Source organism: Butyrivibrio sp. INlla21, assembly GCF_900116875.1.
Lineage (GTDB): Bacteria > Bacillota > Clostridia > Lachnospirales > Lachnospiraceae > Butyrivibrio.
In genome coordinates this window covers 147,563-169,554 of record NZ_FPCC01000006.1, presented here as the reverse complement: position 1 = coordinate 169,554, position 21,992 = coordinate 147,563, and the positions used below count along the sequence as shown (strand labels likewise).

At 44.8% G+C, this 21,992-nt stretch carries 20 protein-coding genes and 1 pseudogene; 5 read left to right on the top strand and 16 right to left on the bottom strand.

What is annotated here, in order from left to right:
• Positions 1–190, top strand: a pseudogene (locus BM377_RS16400) (IS110 family transposase); the annotation flags it as partial.
• A gap of 157 nt (positions 191–347) precedes the next feature.
• Here BM377_RS16400 and BM377_RS05415 read toward each other — a convergent pair.
• Together BM377_RS05415 and BM377_RS05410 are read right to left on the bottom strand one after the other, a co-directional pair.
• Positions 348–713: a hypothetical protein gene (locus tag BM377_RS05415; protein WP_092244895.1), complete on the bottom strand. Its 366-nt coding sequence runs from the start codon at positions 711–713 to the stop codon at positions 348–350.
• A 22-nt stretch (positions 714–735) separates the two neighbouring features.
• Complete coding sequence (locus BM377_RS05410) at positions 736–1,410, bottom strand: HAD family hydrolase (protein ID WP_092244892.1); 675 nt, start codon at positions 1,408–1,410, stop codon at positions 736–738.
• Between the two features lie 138 nt (positions 1,411–1,548).
• On the opposite strand from BM377_RS05410, the gene BM377_RS05405 reads away from it, so the two are divergent.
• Positions 1,549–1,842: a hypothetical protein gene (locus tag BM377_RS05405; protein WP_092244889.1), complete on the top strand. Its 294-nt coding sequence runs from the start codon at positions 1,549–1,551 to the stop codon at positions 1,840–1,842.
• Positions 1,843–1,951: 109 nt separating this feature from the next.
• Here BM377_RS05405 and BM377_RS05400 read toward each other — a convergent pair whose 3' ends face one another.
• The 4 genes from BM377_RS05400 to BM377_RS05385 form a co-directional block, all read right to left on the bottom strand.
• Entirely contained in the window at positions 1,952–3,559 is a 1,608-nt protein-coding gene (locus BM377_RS05400) for a DUF4153 domain-containing protein (RefSeq protein ID WP_177223807.1), read from the bottom strand.
• The gene (locus BM377_RS05395) at positions 3,549–3,773 is read right to left on the bottom strand and encodes a helix-turn-helix domain-containing protein (protein ID WP_092244883.1); all 225 of its coding nucleotides are present in this window, start codon (positions 3,771–3,773) and stop codon (positions 3,549–3,551) included. Before BM377_RS05395 ends, BM377_RS05400 begins: the two co-directional genes overlap by 11 nt.
• 15 nt (positions 3,774–3,788) lie before the next feature.
• Positions 3,789–4,265: a DUF2975 domain-containing protein gene (locus tag BM377_RS05390; protein ID WP_092244880.1), complete on the bottom strand. Its 477-nt coding sequence runs from the start codon at positions 4,263–4,265 to the stop codon at positions 3,789–3,791.
• Positions 4,266–4,350: 85 nt separating this feature from the next.
• A complete protein-coding gene (locus BM377_RS05385; RefSeq protein ID WP_143104467.1) occupies positions 4,351–5,586 on the bottom strand; it encodes a hypothetical protein in 1,236 nt (411 codons plus the stop codon).
• A 124-nt stretch (positions 5,587–5,710) separates the two neighbouring features.
• Between BM377_RS05385 and BM377_RS16320 the strand changes: the two genes are divergently transcribed.
• Positions 5,711–5,881, top strand: a complete 171-nt coding sequence (locus tag BM377_RS16320; RefSeq protein WP_158588674.1) for a hypothetical protein — start codon at positions 5,711–5,713, stop codon at positions 5,879–5,881.
• Between the two features lie 41 nt (positions 5,882–5,922).
• Here the strand turns inward: BM377_RS16320 and BM377_RS05380 are convergent, their stop codons facing one another.
• The 7 genes from BM377_RS05380 to BM377_RS05350 all read right to left on the bottom strand — a co-directional run bounded on the left by BM377_RS05380 (position 5,923) and on the right by BM377_RS05350 (position 14,593).
• Complete coding sequence (locus BM377_RS05380) at positions 5,923–7,110, bottom strand: pectin acetylesterase-family hydrolase (RefSeq protein WP_092244874.1); 1,188 nt, start codon at positions 7,108–7,110, stop codon at positions 5,923–5,925.
• Positions 7,111–7,150: 40 nt separating this feature from the next.
• Complete coding sequence (locus BM377_RS05375) at positions 7,151–7,816, bottom strand: DUF6320 domain-containing protein (RefSeq protein ID WP_092244869.1); 666 nt, start codon at positions 7,814–7,816, stop codon at positions 7,151–7,153.
• A 33-nt stretch (positions 7,817–7,849) separates the two neighbouring features.
• Positions 7,850–9,115, bottom strand: coding sequence for a hypothetical protein (locus BM377_RS05370; protein ID WP_092244866.1), 1,266 nt, complete (start codon positions 9,113–9,115; stop codon positions 7,850–7,852).
• Between the two features lie 27 nt (positions 9,116–9,142).
• Positions 9,143–11,830: a right-handed parallel beta-helix repeat-containing protein gene (locus tag BM377_RS05365; protein WP_092244860.1), complete on the bottom strand. Its 2,688-nt coding sequence runs from the start codon at positions 11,828–11,830 to the stop codon at positions 9,143–9,145.
• Positions 11,831–12,071: 241 nt separating this feature from the next.
• The gene (locus BM377_RS05360) at positions 12,072–13,214 is read right to left on the bottom strand and encodes a GGDEF domain-containing protein (RefSeq protein WP_092244857.1); all 1,143 of its coding nucleotides are present in this window, start codon (positions 13,212–13,214) and stop codon (positions 12,072–12,074) included.
• 113 nt (positions 13,215–13,327) lie between these two features.
• Complete coding sequence (locus tag BM377_RS05355; RefSeq protein WP_092244854.1) at positions 13,328–13,600, bottom strand: hypothetical protein; 273 nt, start codon at positions 13,598–13,600, stop codon at positions 13,328–13,330.
• A 168-nt stretch (positions 13,601–13,768) separates the two neighbouring features.
• Positions 13,769–14,593, bottom strand: a complete 825-nt coding sequence (locus BM377_RS05350; RefSeq protein WP_092244851.1) for a PilZ domain-containing protein — start codon at positions 14,591–14,593, stop codon at positions 13,769–13,771.
• A 107-nt stretch (positions 14,594–14,700) separates the two neighbouring features.
• On the opposite strand from BM377_RS05350, the gene BM377_RS05345 reads away from it, so the two are divergent.
• Entirely contained in the window at positions 14,701–15,399 is a 699-nt protein-coding gene (locus BM377_RS05345) for a YggS family pyridoxal phosphate-dependent enzyme (RefSeq protein WP_092244848.1), read from the top strand.
• A gap of 213 nt (positions 15,400–15,612) precedes the next feature.
• On the opposite strand, the gene BM377_RS05340 is transcribed toward BM377_RS05345, so the two are convergent.
• Entirely contained in the window at positions 15,613–17,568 is a 1,956-nt protein-coding gene (locus BM377_RS05340; protein ID WP_092244845.1) for an oxidoreductase, read from the bottom strand.
• 158 nt (positions 17,569–17,726) lie between these two features.
• On the opposite strand from BM377_RS05340, the gene BM377_RS05335 reads away from it, so the two are divergent.
• Positions 17,727–18,152 carry a MerR family transcriptional regulator gene (locus tag BM377_RS05335; protein ID WP_092244842.1) on the top strand — a complete coding sequence of 142 codons (426 nt, stop codon included), beginning with the start codon at positions 17,727–17,729 and terminating at the stop codon, positions 18,150–18,152.
• 118 nt (positions 18,153–18,270) lie between these two features.
• Here the strand turns inward: BM377_RS05335 and rho are convergent, their stop codons facing one another.
• Positions 18,271–19,806 carry a transcription termination factor Rho gene (gene rho, locus BM377_RS05330; protein WP_092244839.1) on the bottom strand — a complete coding sequence of 512 codons (1,536 nt, stop codon included), beginning with the start codon at positions 19,804–19,806 and terminating at the stop codon, positions 18,271–18,273.
• Positions 19,807–21,100: 1,294 nt separating this feature from the next.
• On the bottom strand, positions 21,101–21,985 hold the full coding sequence (hflC, locus tag BM377_RS05325; protein WP_092244835.1) for a protease modulator HflC: 885 nt from the start codon (positions 21,983–21,985) through the stop codon (positions 21,101–21,103).
• Positions 21,986–21,992 lie beyond the last annotated feature (7 nt).

Sequence of the window (21,992 nt, the reverse complement as noted above, 5' to 3'; positions counted from 1 at the left end):
TCTACGATATGCTCTGTTTAATACCACCATCTATGTCTGTCATTGGGATCCGACATTTAGCGCTTACCTTGCCAAAAAGCGAGCTGAAGGGAAGCATTATTATGTGGCTGTATCCCATGCCACAAAAAAACTTGTGAGACTGATATATCAGCTTGAGAAATCTCATCAGTTATACAACAAAGCAGCTTAACTAATTCCATACAAATCTTCTTTCAAGAGCATCTAAAACGATGCTCTATTTGTCATGCAGTTTTCAAGGTGCTGAATACGATGCATAAGTCATCGTCGCTATATTTAAAACATTTCTGTTTTAAAACATTTTTATTGACTTTCTTTAATAGTTAGTCTTACATAGATATCTTCTTACCAAAGTATCTCCTTGCAAGAATGATTCCGTACAAAAACCAGATATACTGGAACCAGATTGTAAGCACCAGCGGGTGATATGGTATTCCGGCAACCTTCATGATAAGTCCGACTATCAGAATTGTAAGTGAAAAATAGTGAACGAATGCGATTTTTTCTTTTCTGTCAGCAATGACATGAAGAACAGTGGCAATAAGGAACGAATAGTCTGAGCAAAAGACAAAGACTCCGACAAAGTCATACCACTTTTTTGCCATTCCTTCGCAGAAGACGCCCGCTATCGCCAGCGTAGCGCAGACAAATACAACAATATCAACCACTCTTAATACCTTGCGTAATCCGTTCATACCGTCTCCTCCATTCAAACACTTAGATCATTCCCTCAATATCTTTCCTACTCTCCGCGTGCGGGAATTCATCAAATACAGGGCTTGGAACATGCGGCTCAAACATCATGTGTCTGTACCAAAGCGCCTGCACGGGATGCATCCCGATCTCTTTGGCGGTAAAGAGTTCTCGTGAGCCGCCGTCTCCGACATATAAGCATTCCTCGGGCTTAACGCCCAGCTCGGCGGCTGCCCTAAGATAAATCTCCGGCTCAGGCTTAGCAACCCCCTGCTCATATGAAAGCATCGCCGCATCTAACAAAGGATATAATGAACAATTCTTGATCATCCTCGCTTCATCGGAATAGCAATTGCTGATAAGTCCTGTCAGGATTCCCTTCGCTCTCAAAGCATGAAGTAAATCCAAAGACTCTTTCGGGATCACACGAAAGGTATCTTCAAGCGTAGCTTTTCTTCCGTCTGCTACCATCGCAACATTCTTTTCAGAATATATCCCCATCGCCTTAAGCGCTTCCCCGATGCCATCTTCTATCGTCACTTTACCAAGTGTCCTGGCTTCTTCCGTCTCATGCCACACCTTCCTAAACGGATCATGCTCAACTCCAAGATCCGCCGCTATATCTTCACTAAAATAAGTACTTCCTTCAAACAACGAGACAAGTGTCTCAAACATATCAAAAATGACTGCTTTGATCATTTTCTCCTCCCTGAAATAACAATAATTTATTATAGCAAAATACCCGCCCGCAAACCACCTAAAAAGCCCATAATATCGGGCTTGAATCCGATGTAATTCTTGCGATATAATATAAAAAACGCAAATAAGGAGGAAGCAATGACAGACGGACGTGAGGATCTGATATATTCACTTGCCAAATCAATGGGAGTTGGCGATGCCCAGAAGAACAGAGTTTCTTCCGGTACATATAATACAGAAACGGGAACGATGTACTGTAACGGACATGTGATCTCCCGTGCTTCCATAGAGCAAGCCAAGGCGTACTTCACAACACAGTACAAGAAGCTTGCGGAAAGAGATGATGAGGGTTCCAAAGAGCTCGCAACAATCTATGAAGTCGCGATGGAATCTATCAATATGGTGGTTACACCTGCAAAGACATCTGAGTAATCCCATAGAACCAACTTAAGCTTATATCAATTCAGACATATATAACCAAAAACGGCCTTGAGAACAGATAATCCTGCTCCCAAAGCCGTTTTTTATTACTCAATTTCTTTTATCCCGCTTTATAGAACTTAAGCGTCTTATGCGCAATGTAATATGATACATTAAACTTTCTAAAGCCCGTATATTTATCCTCATCCATATAATGCCTATCGGAATGAGCCCTCTCGTAAGCATCGACAAGCTCTTCATTTCCCGCGATCGCAGGAACCGCATCATATGAAAGATTATTGGTTATGTAGTCTTTTACCGACTTATACTCATCAATGTCATCCCCCGCCGCAGCAAGGTCGTACTCAGCGATCCTGTAATCCGGATTACTGTAAGTAAACGCGATAAATGCGATCGTGATCGCAACCATGCATGCTCTGAACACCGGGAACTTCTTGATGTACAGGCTCGCGATCAAAAATGCCAGCCAGAAGCACAGCACCGCAAGGAACCAAAGCACAAATAATCTAAGGAATGTCAGATGATAAGCACCGACATACAAGATCATTCTCATCGCAGACGATGCGATCATGATATACGTACAAACTGCGATCATTGTCAAAAGAGCTTTCAAAACCTTGGACTCTTTAAAAAATGCCTGACAGACCGAAACCATAATGACATTTAAAATACATACCGCCAGAAGCTGGTAAAATCCTTCGTGCGCGTACTCAGCGTAAGTATAGTTTTTAGGAAGAGCCACGTTTCCGCTGAAAAGGTAAATAAATTGGATCGCACAGAAAAGAATGTAAACCGCGCCGATGATGCTTGTAAAAGTGATCGCTATAACGGGATTTGTCGTGCCTTCTCCCATCGCTTTCACCTTCAGCTCTTTTGCGGCAAGCGAAGTGATGATCGTATATGCGGCCCAGAAAACGACGATTGCGGTAAGCACCATCTTGATCGCATAAACAACATTGTCATCAATCTCAAATTTGATATTTGACAAAAGATTCTCAAACACGGCGTCCGCAGAAGCCAGAAGCGGCAATATCACTTCAAGTAAAGCCAGTGCTACCCCGATTCCGATTAGTATCGCTACGATCATCTTCTTTTTATCGGCGCTGCCTTCTTTCCCGATTGCTTTCTTATATGCTCTGTGATCTCTGACAGGTCTTGCAATATGCTCCAGAGGTTTGATAAGAGTTACAAAGATCCCCGCAAACCATGCGCCGATGTCAAAGCCCGTCGTATCCACATAGAGATACACTATAAAACTCATAAACAAAAGAACTATCGCAGTCCTCTCCAAAAACTCAAGCGCCCAGCTCGTTGTAAGGCATCTGTGAATTGAAAGGAGTACCAGCGAAACCACGTAAAAGATTCCGAGACCCTTCTTACCGTTGCAATCCGCGATCAGTGACAATCCCTCTTTTGCCCTCATAAGCTTAAGAATGACAAGCGCCGCAACCATAAAGATCGGATGTGTGATACTCGCATGATTATGATACAAACAAAATGAGTAAACTATACCGAATATGAGCGCAAGCAAACTGTATTTCTTGAAATTCTCAGAATTGCCGACCCTCACAGTCGTTATCGTCGCTGCAGGTCTAACCGGTACTCCCTGCATCACAGGTACTCCCTGCGGCATCGGATTGCCTTGAATGTTGTTATACTGCGGCATCTGATTATTGTACTGCGGCATCTGATTGTTATTAACTTCCATTTTCTTCCTCCTCACCGTCAACGTATTCGAGGATGTCCCCGGGTTGACAGTCCAAAGCCTTGCATATCGCATCGAGTGTCTCGAGCCTTACGGCTTTGGCTTTGTTGTTTTTAAGGATAGACAGATTGGCAAGTGTAATCCCGACTTTGCCCGCAAGCTCGGTCAGTCCCATCTTCCGTTTAGCCATCATTACATCTAAATTTATAACTATCATAACTTCTCCTACTTCTTAAATGGTCAGATCGTTTTCCTGCTTGTAACTCACGGCCCTGTCAAAAACCCTGGCCAGAACTTTACTGAACAGTCCGGCAAAAAAGAATACGCCGGCGATGATCACCGCTCCCGGTGTGAAATAAACAAAGCATCTAAGCAACTTAACACCGGTAATTATAAAAGCGTAGGTTCCCATACGATAAAGGCTCTTTACGTTGGCTTCAACGAAGCAGTTATCCTCGATCACCGTCTTCATCATCTTACGAAGCTCAAATAGTATCAGAAGTGCTGCGACTCCTGCCATCATGATCGAAGCAACGGCGTACCAGTAATATTCGTTGATCGGGTACTGTCCCATGCTCTCGCCCATAAGCTCTCTCGATTTTATGATCGCATACTTAAGCGTGAACGGAACTGAGACCTCGATCACAAGTCCAACGTAAAAGCAAAAATCCAAAATGGCTTTAACGAAATAATTCAATCTGTTATCCATGTTTTCCTCCAAGTACTTGTATATCTTCTTTATAGCACACTCATTTTTGTTTTGCAATATATTTTTATTGATTTGCGATAAATATTTATTGTTCGCCAACAGCCTCATACGCTGTGTAGTATGTTTCTATCCTATCGAATCTGTAATAAGCATCACCGCTTATGCTGGCAACGCTTCCCGGTGTAATGCAGACATCTCCCTCGTTGTGCGGGATCAGCCAGATGCAGTCAACAAGTTCTTCCTTGTCAAAAAAGAGTACGAAGGCATCTACCTTTACCTTTTTATCACTTAGATTCTCGGCCGCAAGCACAACAGAGTTTCCGTTTTCCTTGGCGTATACGACAACATCGTCCGCCATATTTTTCTCATAAGGATCTCTTTTGGATACAGAGAACTCGTACATTGCAGGAATATTGTCGCCCAGTTCGTTCTTGTCAAATCGCCCTTCAAGCACAAACTTCCCGTCATTATCAACGACTTCAACGCATCTGTCCGATTCGGCAAGCTGCTCTCCGTCTTCATCTCTTGCTATGAAACGGGCCTCGTATCTGCATTTCTTTCCCGTCTTATTCTGAAGAACAAGAACCGGATTACAGTTGTGTACGTCTTCCCTAAAATACTGCGCTATTATAAGCGTTCCGACAGGAAGTCCTCCATAGGAGGGCATATCGTCATCAGATGCGCCTATCTTATCGCTTATAGGCTTTTCCTCATACTCTTCCGTCGCATCCTCGAGTTTTTCAAAGATTTCGGTGTTGTACTGTGCGGTATCGAGAGAGCCGTCGCCGGAACTGCTCTGAGCGGTCCCAAGTCCCTGTCCGGTTTTATCGTCCGCGGATCCGTCCGCCATTCCGGCGCTTTTTTCGTCATCACTTTTTTCTTTATACCCGAGCGAATCCGTCACAACGCCGTCGCTGACATAATATATATCTTCAGATGAAGCCTCTCCCGAAGCCGTATCCGAAAGCTCCTCTTCCACCATCGCAAGCTCTGAATTTCCCTTGCCTAAGCCATTCTTAAGCCACTCCATATCAAAGCCCATGTTTGAATAGTTGTCGTATATAATCCCGCCGACAACGGAAAGTCCGTCGGTCCTTGGATACGGAAGCGATAAACCGTATGAATTAAGATACATGATAACGGGCAGAATAACGCCCACAACAGACATAGCCAGCGCCCTTGCGCGGGTTATGGATCTTTTTTGAATTAAACAATAAATACTGAGGATCAGTGCGATCAAAGACGGCATTATACCGACAAATGCCAGCGATAAAATGAGACCTATTATAGATAAAACTATCGTAATTACTATAACAAGCATGAATTTCCCCCCGGAACGAAAATTTACGAAAATTTTTTAATGTCAATACTTGTATCTAAAAAAATTTGAGCTACAATATATTGTAGTTAGAGAAGTATTTTTTGTTATTTACGGAGGTATGAAAATGAACAGTGTTGCAACCATGGAAGCTCTTGATTCCCATATTATTCGCAGCATTCTTCGCTCAATGATCAACGAACACTGGTCTGTATCGGAGGCTCTTGATGAATACGACATTCCCGAGGACCAGCGTGCAGAGTACGAAGCACAGATTGAGGAATGCTTTGTTGACTGATCACTGCGTTTCATTACCTAAAGCCCGGCAATCTATCAAGCTCAATCTTTAAGTAATCTCATACCAACATCATATACTTTGCCATCCACCGCATCGCCGAGCCACTTGGCCATGGATATTCCATCCATAGTGAACGCAGCGAAGTGTAATTCTCTTACGCTCGTGTGAACCGTTCCCCCCATGGTTATGATCGGAAGCTTGAAATCATCGACGTATACGCCAAAGGATGGCGTTATTTTTTTCAGCTCATCAATCATTTGTGTGAGCTGTTTTTTATACACATCCTGCACCTTCTTATCGGTCTTGTATTTCTTATTTACAATCTCATTGTAGTAGGCGCTGAGAAGGTAATCCCTCTCCGAACTCGAATACAGATACCTAAATCTGTCCCCGTATTTTTCATACAGATTCCTGTACCAATCAAGCGTGATATTGTCCGACTCTATCGGCTTCCATATATCTTCCTTAGTCTGCCAGATAGTCTTGGCGGTCTTCCTCCACTTCTTATAAAGAACCATTCCACTGTCGGAAAAAAGAGTTATATTCCTTGTCTTCGGATACCAGTCATCAGCGATCTCGCCCGCAAGCGCAGGAACGGCAAAAGCCCCGGCGGAATTGCCGGCGATCAGTATCTTCTTGGGATTGGGAAAAAGACGCTTCGAAACCTTCATACTCTCAAGGAAATTGATATATCCGTGAAAGTGAAGCACGTCCTCGCCACCGTCTTCCGTCTTATAAGTATATTCGCTGTTTCCTACGTGAAGGTCTCCCGTTGCGTAAGTCACGACAACAAAGCTCCAGTCCTTGAAAGGATTCTTTGAAGAGCTTATATCCGTTATTCCAACATTTATATTAAAAATCTGAGTGAAAGGTCTAAGATTGTTCCAATAAAAGTTAGGCTCCCAAGCCGCCGCTTTTCCAACGGTAACGGGATGTGCCGCGGTATACTGATTCCACGCCATTCCGCCGCCCGAAAAGAAAATGCAGAGCTTATCGGAATCACCTATTTTGACATAGATATAATACTCAGAGCCGTCTCCTGACATTCCTTTGTCCAAGGTGACTCTGTACCATTCATCTTTTTCCGGATTACCCGGTAGTTCTTCTGCAAGCTGATCATGATTTTCCAAAGCCCTGGTAACAGAGCTCTCTATAAAATCCCCAAACTTTGTCGCAAAAGCCACTCCGTGTTTAAGATTTTTCCTTACTAAGCGATTATTTTTGTCCATTATCCCCTCAAGTCTATAGCACAGCAAAAAACACTGCTTATTACATGTTGAACATCTTCTCCGAAGCCTGCTTCAAGTCTCTGAATCTAAAGATCACAACACCCACTATCAGTATCAGATAGCACATAATGCTGATCCCAACGGGCCACGGAAGCTTGTTGTAGCCTTTTTTGATGAAATAGATCTGGCCAAGTGTCATCGCAAAATCAAAGATGATGTAATAAATATACTCATCAAGCCTTAGTTTAAGCGAAACGGCCGTAATAATAGTCACGATGGCAAGTCCGATAAGCGTCATCGGAACCATCCACTCAACGCTCCAGCCATGGAACCCCGTTTTGAAATCAATATAGATATCAACGACGATCGCAACTATAACTTCCCACGTTATGATCTTTAGGATGTTGTTTCTAAGATACACGGTCGTAAGTATAGTGACCCATCCCGCGAGGAAACCTAGCATCAGCGGGCCAAAGAACGAATACTGTCTTCCGGTCATAATATCGATCGTAGCGAACACGATCTCGACCGTGGCAAATAGAAATGTGCATATTTTAAGGAAAGTGATATGGCTCATCACTTTTCTTTTTAGTGTCGGAAACGCCGGATTATTGTCTCCTTCAACCGTTTTAAGCTGTCCCTGACAAAGCGGGCAGCACTCTTTTTTACCTCTGATATTTATCTTACATTTAGGACAAATCTGCATCTGTCTGTGTTACTCCCTGTTAAAATCTTTAGATCACTCCTGATCGTAATCATTACTTCCAAGCTCAACCTCAAGTCCGATACCCGTAAGGCACCTAAAGAAATTGAGCATAACCTTGTGCGTCTTAAAAGGCGAAACCTCGCCGAAAACCATCTTATCCTTATATGAGCAGACCGTTATCTGCTGGGATGCGGCTGTCATGAAGGCGCTGAATCTGTCGATGTAATCCTCAACCTCATCGGGCATCTTGATCTGACCGAGGTTTGACATCGAACTGGTTACGCCCTTCTTGGCATTCTTATCAAAAAAGCCGATTCCCATATCCTTGATAGGAAGAGGGATGATCTTGATACCTACGTTGTGTTCAAGCGCCGCATAGGAATTCATCGTCTTTTCAATGTTCTCGGAGCTTAGCTTTTCTTTGAAGCTCTTATCGACAAAAGCGATTATGTCTTCGAGTTCACCGCTGTTTTCTCCCGGAGCAAAATCAATGTTTATGATTCCGAAGAAATTGCGGGCGGTTCCGCTCTTAAAGAACTGGCGAAGATTAACCGGAACGCTTACAACGACATGTCTTTTACGCTGGAAAAGACTCATTCCCTGAAGAACTGCCTTGATATAAACCGCAACACACATAACTCCTACCGTAGTGTTGTACTTATGCGCAACGTCCAAGAATTTGCTTGCGGATATCGTGCCTTCCAATAGATGCGGAAGCAGGTTGTCATCAATCTCTCCGCTCAGCTGATATGCTCTTACGGAAGACATCTCGCGAAGCTGCTTAAGCCCTTTTTGCTTGCTGTAGAAATCCTTGAAAGCATCTCCGTTTTTTTCCTCCAAAGAGAAATCGTCGGATGGATTGATATCTACATCAAGATTGTGCTTAAGCTGAATGTATCTTGTGATAAGATTTTTGAAAAACATGAATGCTCCGGTTCCGTCAGCCAGAACGTGGAACATCTCAAGATTGATCCTTTTCTCATAATAATTGACTCTGTAGAGAAGATTCTTGTGTCCCGGAATATAAAGCGGAAGGCATGCGGGAGAATTCTCCTTTTCCACCACCGCTCTTAAATTGCTGTCCTCAAGGTAGTACCAAAAAAGTCCTCTGTGAAGCACGCAGTTAAAAAACGGAAACTCTTCGATCGTCTCATCCAGCGCGCTCTGCAGCGTTGCCTTATCAATCTCCTCCTTAAGTTCACATGTAATTCTGAATACTCTTGTATTGGCTCCTCTGGCGGTAGACGGAACTATCTTGGCCGCGTTGTCGAGCCTATACCAATTGGCGCTTCTACTCATAAAACTTCTATACCTTAATCTCTTACTTTATAAATGCTCAAGTCTCTCGGTAACTATCTCCATATCGCCGAGGCCGACTCTGTAAATGACATCTTCCAAAGTAATAAACTTTTTCCCTTTTATAAATTTTAGATGCTTGGGTGTAAACCTCATCTCAATGCCTTTAGGCGTCAGACCTGCGTTCACCCTATCCTGTATTGTACCACAAGTTTCCGAAGAATCATGTGGCATACTCTTACTTAGTATACACAATAATGTGCCTGCTGTCCTCACCAGTCCTTCCGCATTGGCATCAAGACCCGCTTCTATCGACTGAAGCGCGCCTACAGACCACCTTTTCATGTTACGATATATGCCGTATTCGCAGTCAAGCTCGACAAGCTTTTCCTCCGCGCTGTCATAGAGCCAGACTTCGTTTCCTTTAACGAACATGTCGCTCACCTTGAAAAGACCTCCCTCAAACGGGAAGCTGATGCCGACGTTCGTACAACCCGTTATAAGAATGTTGGCGTTGATCTCGGCGGCTTCGTCCTCGCGATCCGGAATGTTCTCGTTTCCGAGGCTTATCGTGCTTGATGCCTCGGTGCTGTCGTCTGCCGACATAGCGCTGTTGTCCACTCCGAAGATCACCTGTCCCGTTGCAATCTTATCTTCAATCCTGCCGTTTTCCTTGTGGCTTATCCTGTTCGAATAATCATAAGGAGTCTGCACCGTGAATCTGTCGCTTCCGCACTCTTCGAAAGGTCCCGAAACGGGGAATCTTCCTCTTTTACGTCCGAAATAATCCGTGTCAAAAGAAATATCGCTTCCGTCAGGGTTTTCGAATCTCTGCTCGGGTTCAAACGCAGTTCCCAAAGTGCTTGTATTTACAGGCACGGTAAAGCCCCTTGGCAAAAATTCATATAGATTGGTGTGGATCGTGTATCTGCCATCCGTCTCATCTATATTGAGCGTGATCTTGTGGTCCTTATCGACATGGCAAAAGCCTTCGTTATCGCACGGACGCGCCCCGTTAAAGAATGCATTACCCCCAAGATAAACAGGCATATGATCGTAGTAAATATCTCTGTCTCCGTAGAGTTCGACCGCATCTCCCTTGAACTTGGAAAAATAGTCTGACGGCGACGGATAGTTATTATACGGAACCGTTCCGCAGATAAAGTTATTAAGATCCATAGTATCGTGGTTCTTGGATACGCAGTACTGCAGAAGATCGTCTCTTACCGGCTGCTGGATGAATATATTGTTATAGAACCTGGCATCGCCGTGAAGGATCGTCATAAAGCCCGCAATCTTGGTAGAATGCGGCACATGATAAGGCGTGTATCTGTCGGATGCAAATTTTCTTCCGTGATTGCCCGTGCCCTGTCCCACATAGGTAAAAGAGCCAGCTATAAGATTATGTACAAAGGCAATGCCCTGAGTACTTATACGCGCTGCGATATCGGACAACAAAAGATTGTGATCTATAAGCGTCGGACCGTGAGAAACCTCTATAAAGATGTCCTCTCCGAGTGAAAGCTCATCCTGAATAAACGTACCCTTGGGAGGAACGTTGTCGTGCATGAAATTAAGATTAACTCTGGTCCCCTGGGCTTCCCAATCAAGCCAGATTCCTCTTGTGCAGTGATCGATATGATTGCGCCTTATCTGCGTGTCGATAGCCGCATGAAGCTTGATGCCGCCTATCTCGGCGCCTCGTAAATTATGTCTTATATTTATATGATGAATGTGATTGTCTTCAATAGTACAGAACGCACCACCCATGTGACCTACGATGCCTGTCTGTCCGCAGTCGTGGATATCGCAGCGTCTGATGATGTGCGAGCCGACATATCTTTTGTCCCAGCCTTCGTTGACTGCCCGGCATACGGCATCCCTCTGGGTCTGCGTGCCGTCTTTTAACCAAAAGCTCGTCCACTTATTATTATTGCCGGCCTGGAAATACTTGCCAAGACTGATTCCGCTGCACTTGGACTCTGAGATCTCACAATCTTCGATGATCCAGCCTTTTGACCAGTTGGGGCCTACCATACCTTCCTGGAATGCAGTCGGGGGTGCCCACTGAGTTGCGGCCTGTCTGAATGAAATGCCGGATACGGTTATGTAATTGACACCTATTTTTGCAGGGAAAAAGCATGCCTTTCTGACAGAGAACTCAACGTTTTCTCTGTTGGGATCAAGCCCGCCGAAGTTGGCATAGATAATGGTATTGTCATCCTCCTGCGCAGTGAACCACACAAGGGTTGTCGCAGCAGGGTCCCATGATCTCTTATCTTCTGTTGGGTGCATGCAAGATGGAAGGTCAAAGACTTCCGTCATGGATTTTCCGTTAAGATATACTTCGCCCGTATGCGGAGTCTCATCGCTGCTTACAAAGAACCAGTCGCCGCGAACAGTGTCCGTATAGGGATTGTAGTCACCGAAATAGCTGTTCGGAATACGAACGCGCCATACGTTTTCAAAAGCTTCCCAGTTGCTGAGTACCTCAGCTCCCGTGATCACGACATCACCCTTGGATGCAGCCTTATATGTGATCGGTTTATCTTTTGATCCGGAACAAGCCGGTTTAACCCATTCTCTGTATATTCCGGGCGCAATGATGATCTCGTCGCCTTCTTTTGCAACTCTTGCCGCCTCGGAAACCGTTTTAAAAGGATGATAGGTGGAACCGTCTCCGCTTCTTAACACGCTGTCTGCTACGTAAATCTGCATATTCGCCTCCCAATAAAACCCTTTTGACCTTTTGGGCATCTCACCTTATAATTATACCACGTAAAAAAAGCATAATGAGGTGATATACATGGCGCGAATGAAATATCTTTACGCAATAGCAATCCTCGCAGGCTTCATCCTTGCAGGACTTTTGATCAACTTCATAACAAAACTATTTTGACATAAAAAGTGACCGGCGGCGTTTCCACAGGTCACTTCTTTATCATCGTCAAATGACGCATCATATTTTTTTGTGCTGATACAGATCCGAGTCGGCCCTTGCGATGAAGGACTGAACGGATATGGGCTGCTCGAAGTCGTACTGGGCGATTCCTACGCTGACAGATACTTCGTAGGGAGTCCCGATGCTCTCTTCGAGTCTTTTGACATTGCTCTTGATCTGATCGGCAAGCCAGCTTGCCTCTGCTCTGTATGCCATCTCGGCTACGATAATGAATTCGTCTCCGCCGTATCTTGAGATAAAGAAGCGGTTTCTCGGGCCCTGACAGGCATCTTTTATAGCTCCCGCAACTCTCACAAGAATCTTATCCCCTTCGCTGTAACCGTAATTGTCGTTGATAAGCTTGAACCCATCGACATCAACTATCAAAAGGAAAAGCGGAAGCTCAGGCTCCTCAACATGCATCTTCTGCGAAAGATACTTGTACATCTGATTCTTGTTATTAAGCTGTGTAAGCGGATCAATGGATATAAGATTATCCATGTACGTGCTGTAAAGATAAAATACCGCCGCAAGCGCTCCGTAGCAAAGGAACGGAACTCTCCAGTACATCGCCTGCAAAACGCCCAGTACAATAGGCGCCGCGGGGAAAATACCTATCATCAGATATATATACCTGTCAGTGTAAATGTTTCTGCAAAAAGCTCTTCTGAATGCATTAAACGATGCTGCGATCATGTATCCGAACGGCACGAGCACCAGAATAAAGTACAGCCTACCACCCCTTAGGATGTTGTTTTCGTCAACATAGTAAACAAGTCCTGTTCTGTACGCCGTAATGCACAAAAAAGCCGCAACCCAAATGGGGATACTTAAAAGTACCCTGTTGGAATCGTGCTCTATATATTTTTCTTTTTGCATGATCTCTGAAAGAATAAACCAGATATATGCCGCAATACTGAGCAGTATATAGGTAAAAATATTGGATAGGTACACAAGCGTCATGGAACTTCCAAGGCAGCCACCGTCCACAAGTGCCCAGAAAATCTCAGCTGCGGAATAAGCAATAAGCGTTACTATGAGGTTTCCCAAATAGATCTGTGAAAGCTGTTTGTTGATACCTCTGTTTATCTTAAAAAGAAGCAGGCCCAGAAGGAATATGCAGGCCAATTGTGCCTCAACATAGTAGAAGACGTAACCCAAATTAAAGACCTCCGAACATTCAATGAGCAGCCTTCCAGCCGCTCATTGTAATAAATATTTTATCACGAAATCTCATTACCTGTCTAAATAATTTATAGCTTATCTCGGTTTCTTTAAATCCCGTTCGCTATGGCCTTGAGCGCGTCAAATTCCGACTCATACACTCCGCCCATGGCCTCGATATCTTCCCATGTATACCATGCTCCGCTGAGCTGAATTCCGTTGATCGATATATCGGTGGTTATAACCATAAACGGCTTGTGATTAACAACGATATACGCTGTTCTGTTAAGTCCGAAGGGGGTGACATAAACATGCCCCGTATCTATGAGATGATTAAGCTGATCTATTGATAAAGTCTTGGATAAAGGTACTGTCTTTGTCATGTTCAATGCCCCTCTTCCTAAGAAAAAACAAGTAGAAAATCACTGCCAAATCATACGCAAAAAAATAAACCAGGTAGTATAAAATAATTATACTATCTGGTTTTTTGAGTGTAAATTCGTTTATATTTATTTAATATTTCCCTAATTCCAAGTTCATTCTTTTGACCGTCAAATGTTCCTAAGATCAAGAAGATTCTCGATTTCACGCGCCTGATCGGCCTCTCTCATCTCTTTTTTCTTCTGTCTCTGAGTCTTTTCGGTTTTTTCGGTTCTTTCGGGCAAAAGAGCTTTCGCAATATCCTCTTCAACCTCTTTTATCTGCTGCTTCTGAGTAATCTCAGGATTGAGATTGGTCTCGGGGATATCATCGAGGCTGGGATGCTTCTCGTTCTTCATCGCGGCAAGAAAACCGATAAGATCGACGTTAATATCGGAAATACTGCAGCCTATCGCTTTCTTTTTACCAACATTAAAGTTTCTGACAACTACGGTGCTGAGCTCATAGTTATGGAACGATGAGCCGTATCTGAATCTGACATCTATGTGGTCTCCCTCGTTGCACACCGTATCCTTGTCGAGGATCAGCGAGATTCCGCGCATCGAAATATCGTGAACCTTGCAGTTCTTAAGATCAATGGTGTTGCCGTTGATCGACATGATTCCGAGCTTATCGATATAGAACCTCTCGGCACGCCTTAAATTATCAGGCTCAAGCTCCGAAAGGCATCTTATAAGATGGAAGTTGCCGTACCTGGTCCTAACGGGCGTAACCGTGGTAGAAACGAACTTATAGACTCTCCCATCCCTCTTGTTTCTTATCTGAACATTTGAAGGCTCAAGAAATCTCATATACTTGCCAAAATACTCCATCGGCTGTACAAGCAGTCCCGCCGAGCATCCGAAAATCGCCTCGGTCATAAGAACTATTCCGTGTCCCGCAACAGATGCATGTATCTTGACTTCTGAGCCGTTTGCTATCTCACTTACTTTCATAAAAAAATAACCCCATGTGTAGCATACTTTCTATATCATGATATACTATGTAAAGAAAAAAAGGAAGTTGAAGAAAAAAGAAGGAAGTACGTCCGGAGGATCAAGACATGATAAAAGAAAACATTGAATACGTTGAAAATAGAATCGCCGAAGCCTGCAAAAGAGCCGGCAGAGACAGAAGCGAAGTCACACTTATAGCAGTCAGCAAGACCAAGCCCGTCAGCGACCTTAGAGAAGCCATGGCATGCGGCATCACGGTATTCGGAGAAAATAAAGTTCAGGAAATAAGAGATAAAACGGCTGAGATCACAGAGCCTCTTTCATGGCACATGATAGGCCATCTTCAGGCCAACAAGGTTAAATACCTTCCCGGTGTTGCCTGCATGATCCACTCAGTCGATAACAAGAAGCTCGCAGATGAGATTGAAAAACAGGCAGCCAAGCACGACCTTGTAATGGACGTTCTCGTCGAAGTAAACATGGCTCACGAGGATACCAAGTTCGGCCTTTCACCCGATGAGGCAATTGATTTTGTAAAAGAGATCAGCACTCTGCCGCACCTCAACATCCGCGGATTTATGACTATCGCTCCCTATACGGAAGACCCTGAATCAAACCGTGTATACTTCAAGGGGCTTCGCGAGTTAAAAGATAAAGTGAATGAACTTAACATCCCCAATGTTAAGATGGACACTCTTTCAATGGGAATGACAGGCGACTACGAAGTAGCCATCGAAGAAGGCGCAACCTTCGTAAGAGTCGGAACCGGAATCTTCGGAGAGCGCGACTACAGTAAGAAAGCATGACGGCGGTTACGGATACGCGTCGAAAGCATGACGCCGAGATGAAGACATTATAAAAAGAGCTGTGAATCATTTGAGAGTCAACCTCAATATTCACAGCTTTTTTTTGTTATCTTACTAAATCATCAGCGGTCGGCGCGTGCGCCGCATTCGCCGGCGTCTCAGAGCGAAAGTGCAGCCTTGTAACCGCCTTCGATCGCTGTCCCCGCGTTCCGCTCAGAGTGAAAGCGCAGCCTTGTATCCTCCTTCAACCGCGTGTCTGATCCTGCCTGCTTTTTCGGCATCTCCGATCGTGATCATGTCCGGATACTCTTTTGCGATATCTTCTGCGATCGCATTGGATCTTGTTCCGAGTGAGATAACGATATTATCGTAGCTTGCCGTAACTTCTTTTCCGGTCTCAAGGTTATTGAACTTAGCCTCGTGCTCATCTACGCTTACAAGCTGGTGCTTAGCGAAGAATTTGCATCCGCCGGGAGCAAGTCTTCCCATAACATCAATAAGATTCTGGAAGAAGAGTCCGGGTCCGATATCGTCAGCCATCTCGTATAGCTCAATGCTGTTTCCTTTTTCCTGAAGGAATTCCGCAGTCTCGATTCCGGTCATACCTGAACCTACTACGCAGACTCTTTTGCCCGAAAGATTGACTCTTCCCGCCAAAACATCAGGCGGAGTGATTATAAAGCTACCGTCAAGTCCCGGTATGCTTCTTGGAAGAACCGGTGAAGAACCGATAGCATTGATAACCTTATAAGGATTCTCCTTCTTGATAAGCTCGGCAGTTGCCTCGGTATTAAGTCGAACTTCGATGCCGTACTTCTCGATCATAGCCTGATAGTACTCAATAAGCCATGTGATCTTGTCTTTCTTGGGAGGCTTATTTGCAAGATTAAGCTGTCCGCCGATCTCTCCTGCCGCCTCAAAAATAACAGGCTTAAATCCACGCTCTGCCGCAACTCTTGCCGCCTCAAGTCCCGCAGGACCTGCGCCAAGGATCACTACTTTCTTTCCGTCTCCGTTGTTCTTAAGAGGAAGATACGTGCACTCCTCGCCTCCCTCGATATTTACGGTACACTGGCAGCGAATTCCGTTGTCTTCGTCCGCAGCCATAAGGCTTTCCATACAGTTAAGACAGGAGATGCACTTTCTGATCTCTTTTTCCCTGCCTTCTTTAACCTTGTTGCCCCAGTAAGGGTCGGCAAAGAACTGTCTGGCAGAACCAACGAATGAAACTCCCTTATTAAGGAAATCAACTGCGCCCCGGGGAGTTCTGATAACTGAACATGCGATAACGGGGATCTTCACCGCTTTCGCGATAGTTGCTCCGTTAACCATCTTCCAACCTTCATCAAAGCCTGTAGGCTCCCAAGCCCAGTTCATGGTCTCGTAGTTTCCGGCTGAAACGTCAAGCGCATCAACGCCGTAGCTTTCAAAAAGCTTGGCCATCTCAACCGCTTCCTCAAGGATCATTCCGCCTTCTTTTCCGATCTCGCGCATATATTCGTCAGCGGAATATCTGATGATTATCGGATAATCTCCGCATTTTTCCCTGATGCCTTCAACAATCTCTTTTATAATTCTTACTCTGTTCTCGATACTTCCGCCGTATTCATCTGTTCTGTGATTTGTGTATGAAGAAATGAATTCGCAGAGAAGATATCCGTGAGCCGCATGAAGCACAACGCCGTCTACTCCTGCTTTCTGCATGCGAACTGCGCTGTCCACAAAATCTTTTACCGTATCATGAATCTCTTCAACGGTCATTGCATGAGTGGGCATATGGATGAGATCGCTCTCCTGTCCGCTCGGTGATGCCATCGATCCGCCGTTCAAAGGCGCAATTCCCTGACATCCGGGATGATAAAGCTCAACAAATAAAAGTGATCCGTATTTATGGATGCTGTCAGCCATCTTCTTGTATCCGGGGATGAACTTGTCGTCATCCGTACAGATATTTCTGATGTTGCCGCGTCCGGTCTTGCTGTTGACAGAAGCAACCTCTGTCATTACAATTCCGCATCCGCCCTTGGCTCTTTCGGTATAAAAAGCGATATCTCTTTCAGAAACGCTACCGTCAAGCTCTGCGTAATAGTTGCCCATTGGTTCGAAAACCAGTCTGTTAGGTGATGTTACTTTGCCAATTTTTTGCTCGGTAAAAAGCTGTTCGTACATATCTCCTACCTCCTATACTTCCACTTATAAATCTTAGAGTAGCTCTAAGTCAATGTTTTTTATATTAAATTATTATAATCACTTTAATCACTTGAAAATATCAGTGTTTTGCGCTATTCTTATATCTGCAAAAGTTAAAGTAACTCGAGGTGATCGCTATGGTAAATATGGAAGATTGCGTTAAGTCTTTATCTATGGACCATCCACTTGATACAACGCCCAAATATTCCGTAACTCAGGCCTCCAAACTGGTCGAGATCTCGGAACATACGCTTAGATACTATGATGACAAGGGTCTTTTCCCTTTCCTTCAAAAAAATACCGCAGGCAAGCGTCTTTTCTCGGAAGCAGACCTTCAGTGGGCCAAGCTCCTTGAATGCCTGAGCAATTCAGGTCTTTCGATAAAAGAGATGCAGAAGTACGTTAAACTCTGCACTATCGGCGACTCTACAGTTCCCGAACGTTTTGAGATCTTGAAAAAACAGGAAAAGATCGTAAAAGATCAGATAAAAGAGAAAAAGAAACAGCTCAAACTCTTGCAGTTCAAGCTGGATTACTACGAAAAATGGTGCCAAAGGATATAATCCTCGGCACCATTTATTATTTCTATTGCACTGCTATTCGAATCGGCGATTAGAAGCGAATCTGCTTCTCGCCATTCCTCTTATCAGAAACGGATCTGCTTCTCTACCATTCCTCTTATCAGAAGCGAATCTGCTTTTCTACCATTCTTACGAATTCGACGTTGTTTCTAGTCTTTGAGAAGAGGTTGATGCACTGGTCAACCGCATCGTCGGCCTTCATTCCGTTGAAGCCCTTTCTCAAGCTGTTGATCGCAACAAGCTCTTCGTTTGTAAGAAGTAGATCTTCTCTTCTAGTACTGGACTTGGGAATATTGATAGCAGGGAAGATTCTCTTTTCCTGGAGCTTTCTGTCGAGAACCATTTCCATGTTACCTGTTCCCTTGAATTCCTCGTAAATAACATCGTCCATCTTGGAACCTGTCTCGATAAGTGCTGTAGCAAGAATTGTAAGGCTTCCGCCCTCTCTCATATTTCTCGCTGCACCAAAGAATCTCTTGGGCATATGAAGAGCTGCGGGATCAAGACCACCGGAAAGTGTTCTTCCTGAAGGAGGAACAACGATGTTGTAAGCTCTTGTAAGTCTTGTGATAGAGTCAAGAAGGATAACTACATCCTTACCGTGCTCAACAAGTCTCTTTGCTCTTTCCATAACCATCTCTGCAACTCTCTTATGATGCTCGGGAAGCTCATCGAAAGTTGAGTAGATAACTTCAGCGTTAGGTCCCTCAATTGATTCCTTGATATCCGTAACTTCCTCAGGTCTCTCATCGATAAGAAGGATGATGAGATGAATCTCGGGACTGTTCATAAGGATTGACTTGGCAACTTCCTTAAGAAGTGTTGTCTTACCTGCCTTGGGAGGAGATACGATCATACCTCTCTGTCCCTTACCGATGGGGCTGATAAGATCCATGATCCTCATTGCAACAGATGCAGTGGGAGTCTCAAGTCTGATCTTGGAATTAGGGAAAACAGGAGTCATGTTCTCAAAGTTCCATCTTCCCATAGCAACCTCAGGCTTGTAACCGTTAACAGTATCAAGTCTTGAAAGCGCTGCAAATTTATCTGTCTCTTTCTTGGGTCTGCATGTACCCGAAAGGATATCACCGGTCTTTAAATTAAATCTTCTGATAAGGCTGGGAGCAACATAAACGTCGTTCTCGCCGGGAAGATAATTCTCGCATCTGATGAATCCGTATCCGTCCTGCATAACTTCAAGGATTCCGTTAGCGCTGTCGCCCTCTTCGATCTCAACCTCGGGCTCTTCCTGAGAATGTGCGCCGTCCTGCTTATCTGCTTTATGAGCTGCATCGGCCTTGTCGGCTCTGCGACCTTCGGACTTATCCGCTCTGCGACCTGCGTTATCTGATGCATCACCTCTGGATGAAGCTACGTCCTGCTTGTCGGAAGCATCAGTTGATTCGCTGTTTGCGGTAGTAACCACAATCTTCTTTCTGGAAGGCTTAGCAGGTGCCTTCTTCTCTTCAGCTGCGTCGCTCTGCTCCTTAGCTTTCTCGGCAGCCTCCTTTTCATCAAGTTCGCACATAAGATCAATAATCTCAGACTTTTTAAGTCCGGCTACGCCCTTGATTCCTCTTTTCTTTGCAATGTCTCTTAAATCATTCAGTTTCAGTGTTTCGTATTTTTCTCTCAAGTTCTCTCCATTCCGCGCCACATGCGCATTTATATAAGCAACTTCAAATTATTTTCAATGGAATCAGCAAACGACTGCGTGAAATACGCGTTTGTTTAAAGAACAAATCCTAATTTACTTACTGAATGTACAATACACCATTTTAACGATAAAATCAACATTTTATCACAGAAATTCCCAGTATTTTCCTACAAAAAATTGAGATTTGTAAATTTAAATCTCGAATATAAGTGACTTTTGTTCACAATTTGCATTCCGTTACCGCTCCCCGAGCGCTTTCCCGCAAATCACCCGTAATCGTCCTCTCCGCTTTACGGGGTGCATCTCACATTCTCCTCTCACCCCGTAATTTCGCCTTCCGCTTTACGGGGTGCGCTCCACTTTCTCCTCTCACCCCGTAATTGCGCTCTCTGATTTACGGGTTACATTTCACTTTCTTCATTCCCCCCGTAAACTTGCTCTCCACTTTACGGGCTACGCTTCATCTTCTTCCCTCACCCCGTAAACATGCCTTCAACTCTACGGGTTGTGCTTCACTTGCTCCTCTCACCCCGTAATTGCACCCTCCACTTTACGGGCTGCACTTTACTTTCTTCCCTCACCCCGTAAACACACTTACCTCGCACCGCCTACTGCGCAACTTTTATTTCCGGGCGGTGCATATCCCAACTTTCGCACCGCCTACTGCGCACTTTTTCTTTCCGGGCGGTGCATATCTCAACTTTCGCACCGCCTACTGCGCAACTTTTTTCTCTCAGGCGGTGCACATCTCATCTTTCGCACCGCCTACTGCGCAACTTTTTTCTCTCAGGCGGTGCACATCACAACTCTCGCACCGCCTCACGCGCACTTTTTCTTTCCGGGCGGTGCATATCCCGTCTTCCGCACCGCCTCACGCGCACTTTTTCTTTCCGGGCGGTGCATATCCCATCTTTCGCACCGCCCACTGCGCACTTTTTCTTCCCAGGTGGTGCACATCTTATCTTTCGCACCGCCTACTGCGCAAACTTCTTTCTCAGGCGGTACGAAACCTTAATTTGCCGCGTCCACAATTATTGTCAGGCGCCTAGACCACCGCCGCGCCCGCCGCCCCGCGTAAACCGCAAAGTCAAGGGACCGTGGAATAAACCGGAGCGCTGCCGGCGCGAGGATTTATGCCGCGAAAGCCCTTGACCGCGCGGCGGCAAAGATTATCCTACGTAAAAGGGGCGCAAGCAATTTGCTTGCACCCCTGCTTCCGGCGAGGATGGGTCCGGGCAAAGCCCGGCCATTCCGCTGCCACTTCATTTTCTATTTAATCATTAAACTTGCCATAGAGGATCTTTGCGAGCTCAGAGTTCTTATCAAGAACAATTGTCTTGTCGCCGGTCATCGAAGCCTTGATGGCATCAAGTCCTCTGATGTAGCTGTAGAACTCGGCTTTTTCCTCGGTATCATATGCCTTGGAAAGTGTTTCCATGTATGATGACTCACCTTCTGCGATGAGCTTGGCTGCGTCTTTCTCAGCCTGAGCCTTTACAATGGCAACTTCCTTGTCGGTCTCGTTGTGGATCTTCTGAGCCTCGGCATCACCCTGCGCAGTGTATGAAGCAGCGATGTTGTTTCGCTCTGAGATCATACGCTCATATACAGCATTCTTGTTATCATCAGGAAGATCGAGAGCCTTGATCTGTGCCTGAACAATTGTGATTCCGTAGCCTGCCATATCATCATTGGCTTCTTCGGATATAAGCTTGGTGAGCGTCTCGCCTCTTGCCTCAATGACTTCGTCCTGAGTCATTGAAGAGATTGCATTCTTGGTCGCATTGTATACGGATGCCTCGATTCTCTCCTCGGCTCTTGCTGTAAGAGCATTAAGAGTCTGAACATATTTAAGCGGCTCCGTAACTCTCCAGATAACGTATGTATCTGTGATCATAGACTTTTTATCCTTGGTGATAACGTCTGAAGCGGGGATATCATAAAGAACCGCCTTGGCGCTTATTGTCTGAGCGTCATCAATAAAAGGAGTCTTGAAATGAAGTCCCGGATCGTCTGCAATTGCGATGATCTTACCGAATCTTCTGACAGTAACATATTCATTTTGATGAACTATAAATGTGGCTGAACCTAATACTATAAGCAGTGCCAGCACAATAAAAACTATTAATCCCGAAAATACACCTTTTTTATTTACCATGTTAACC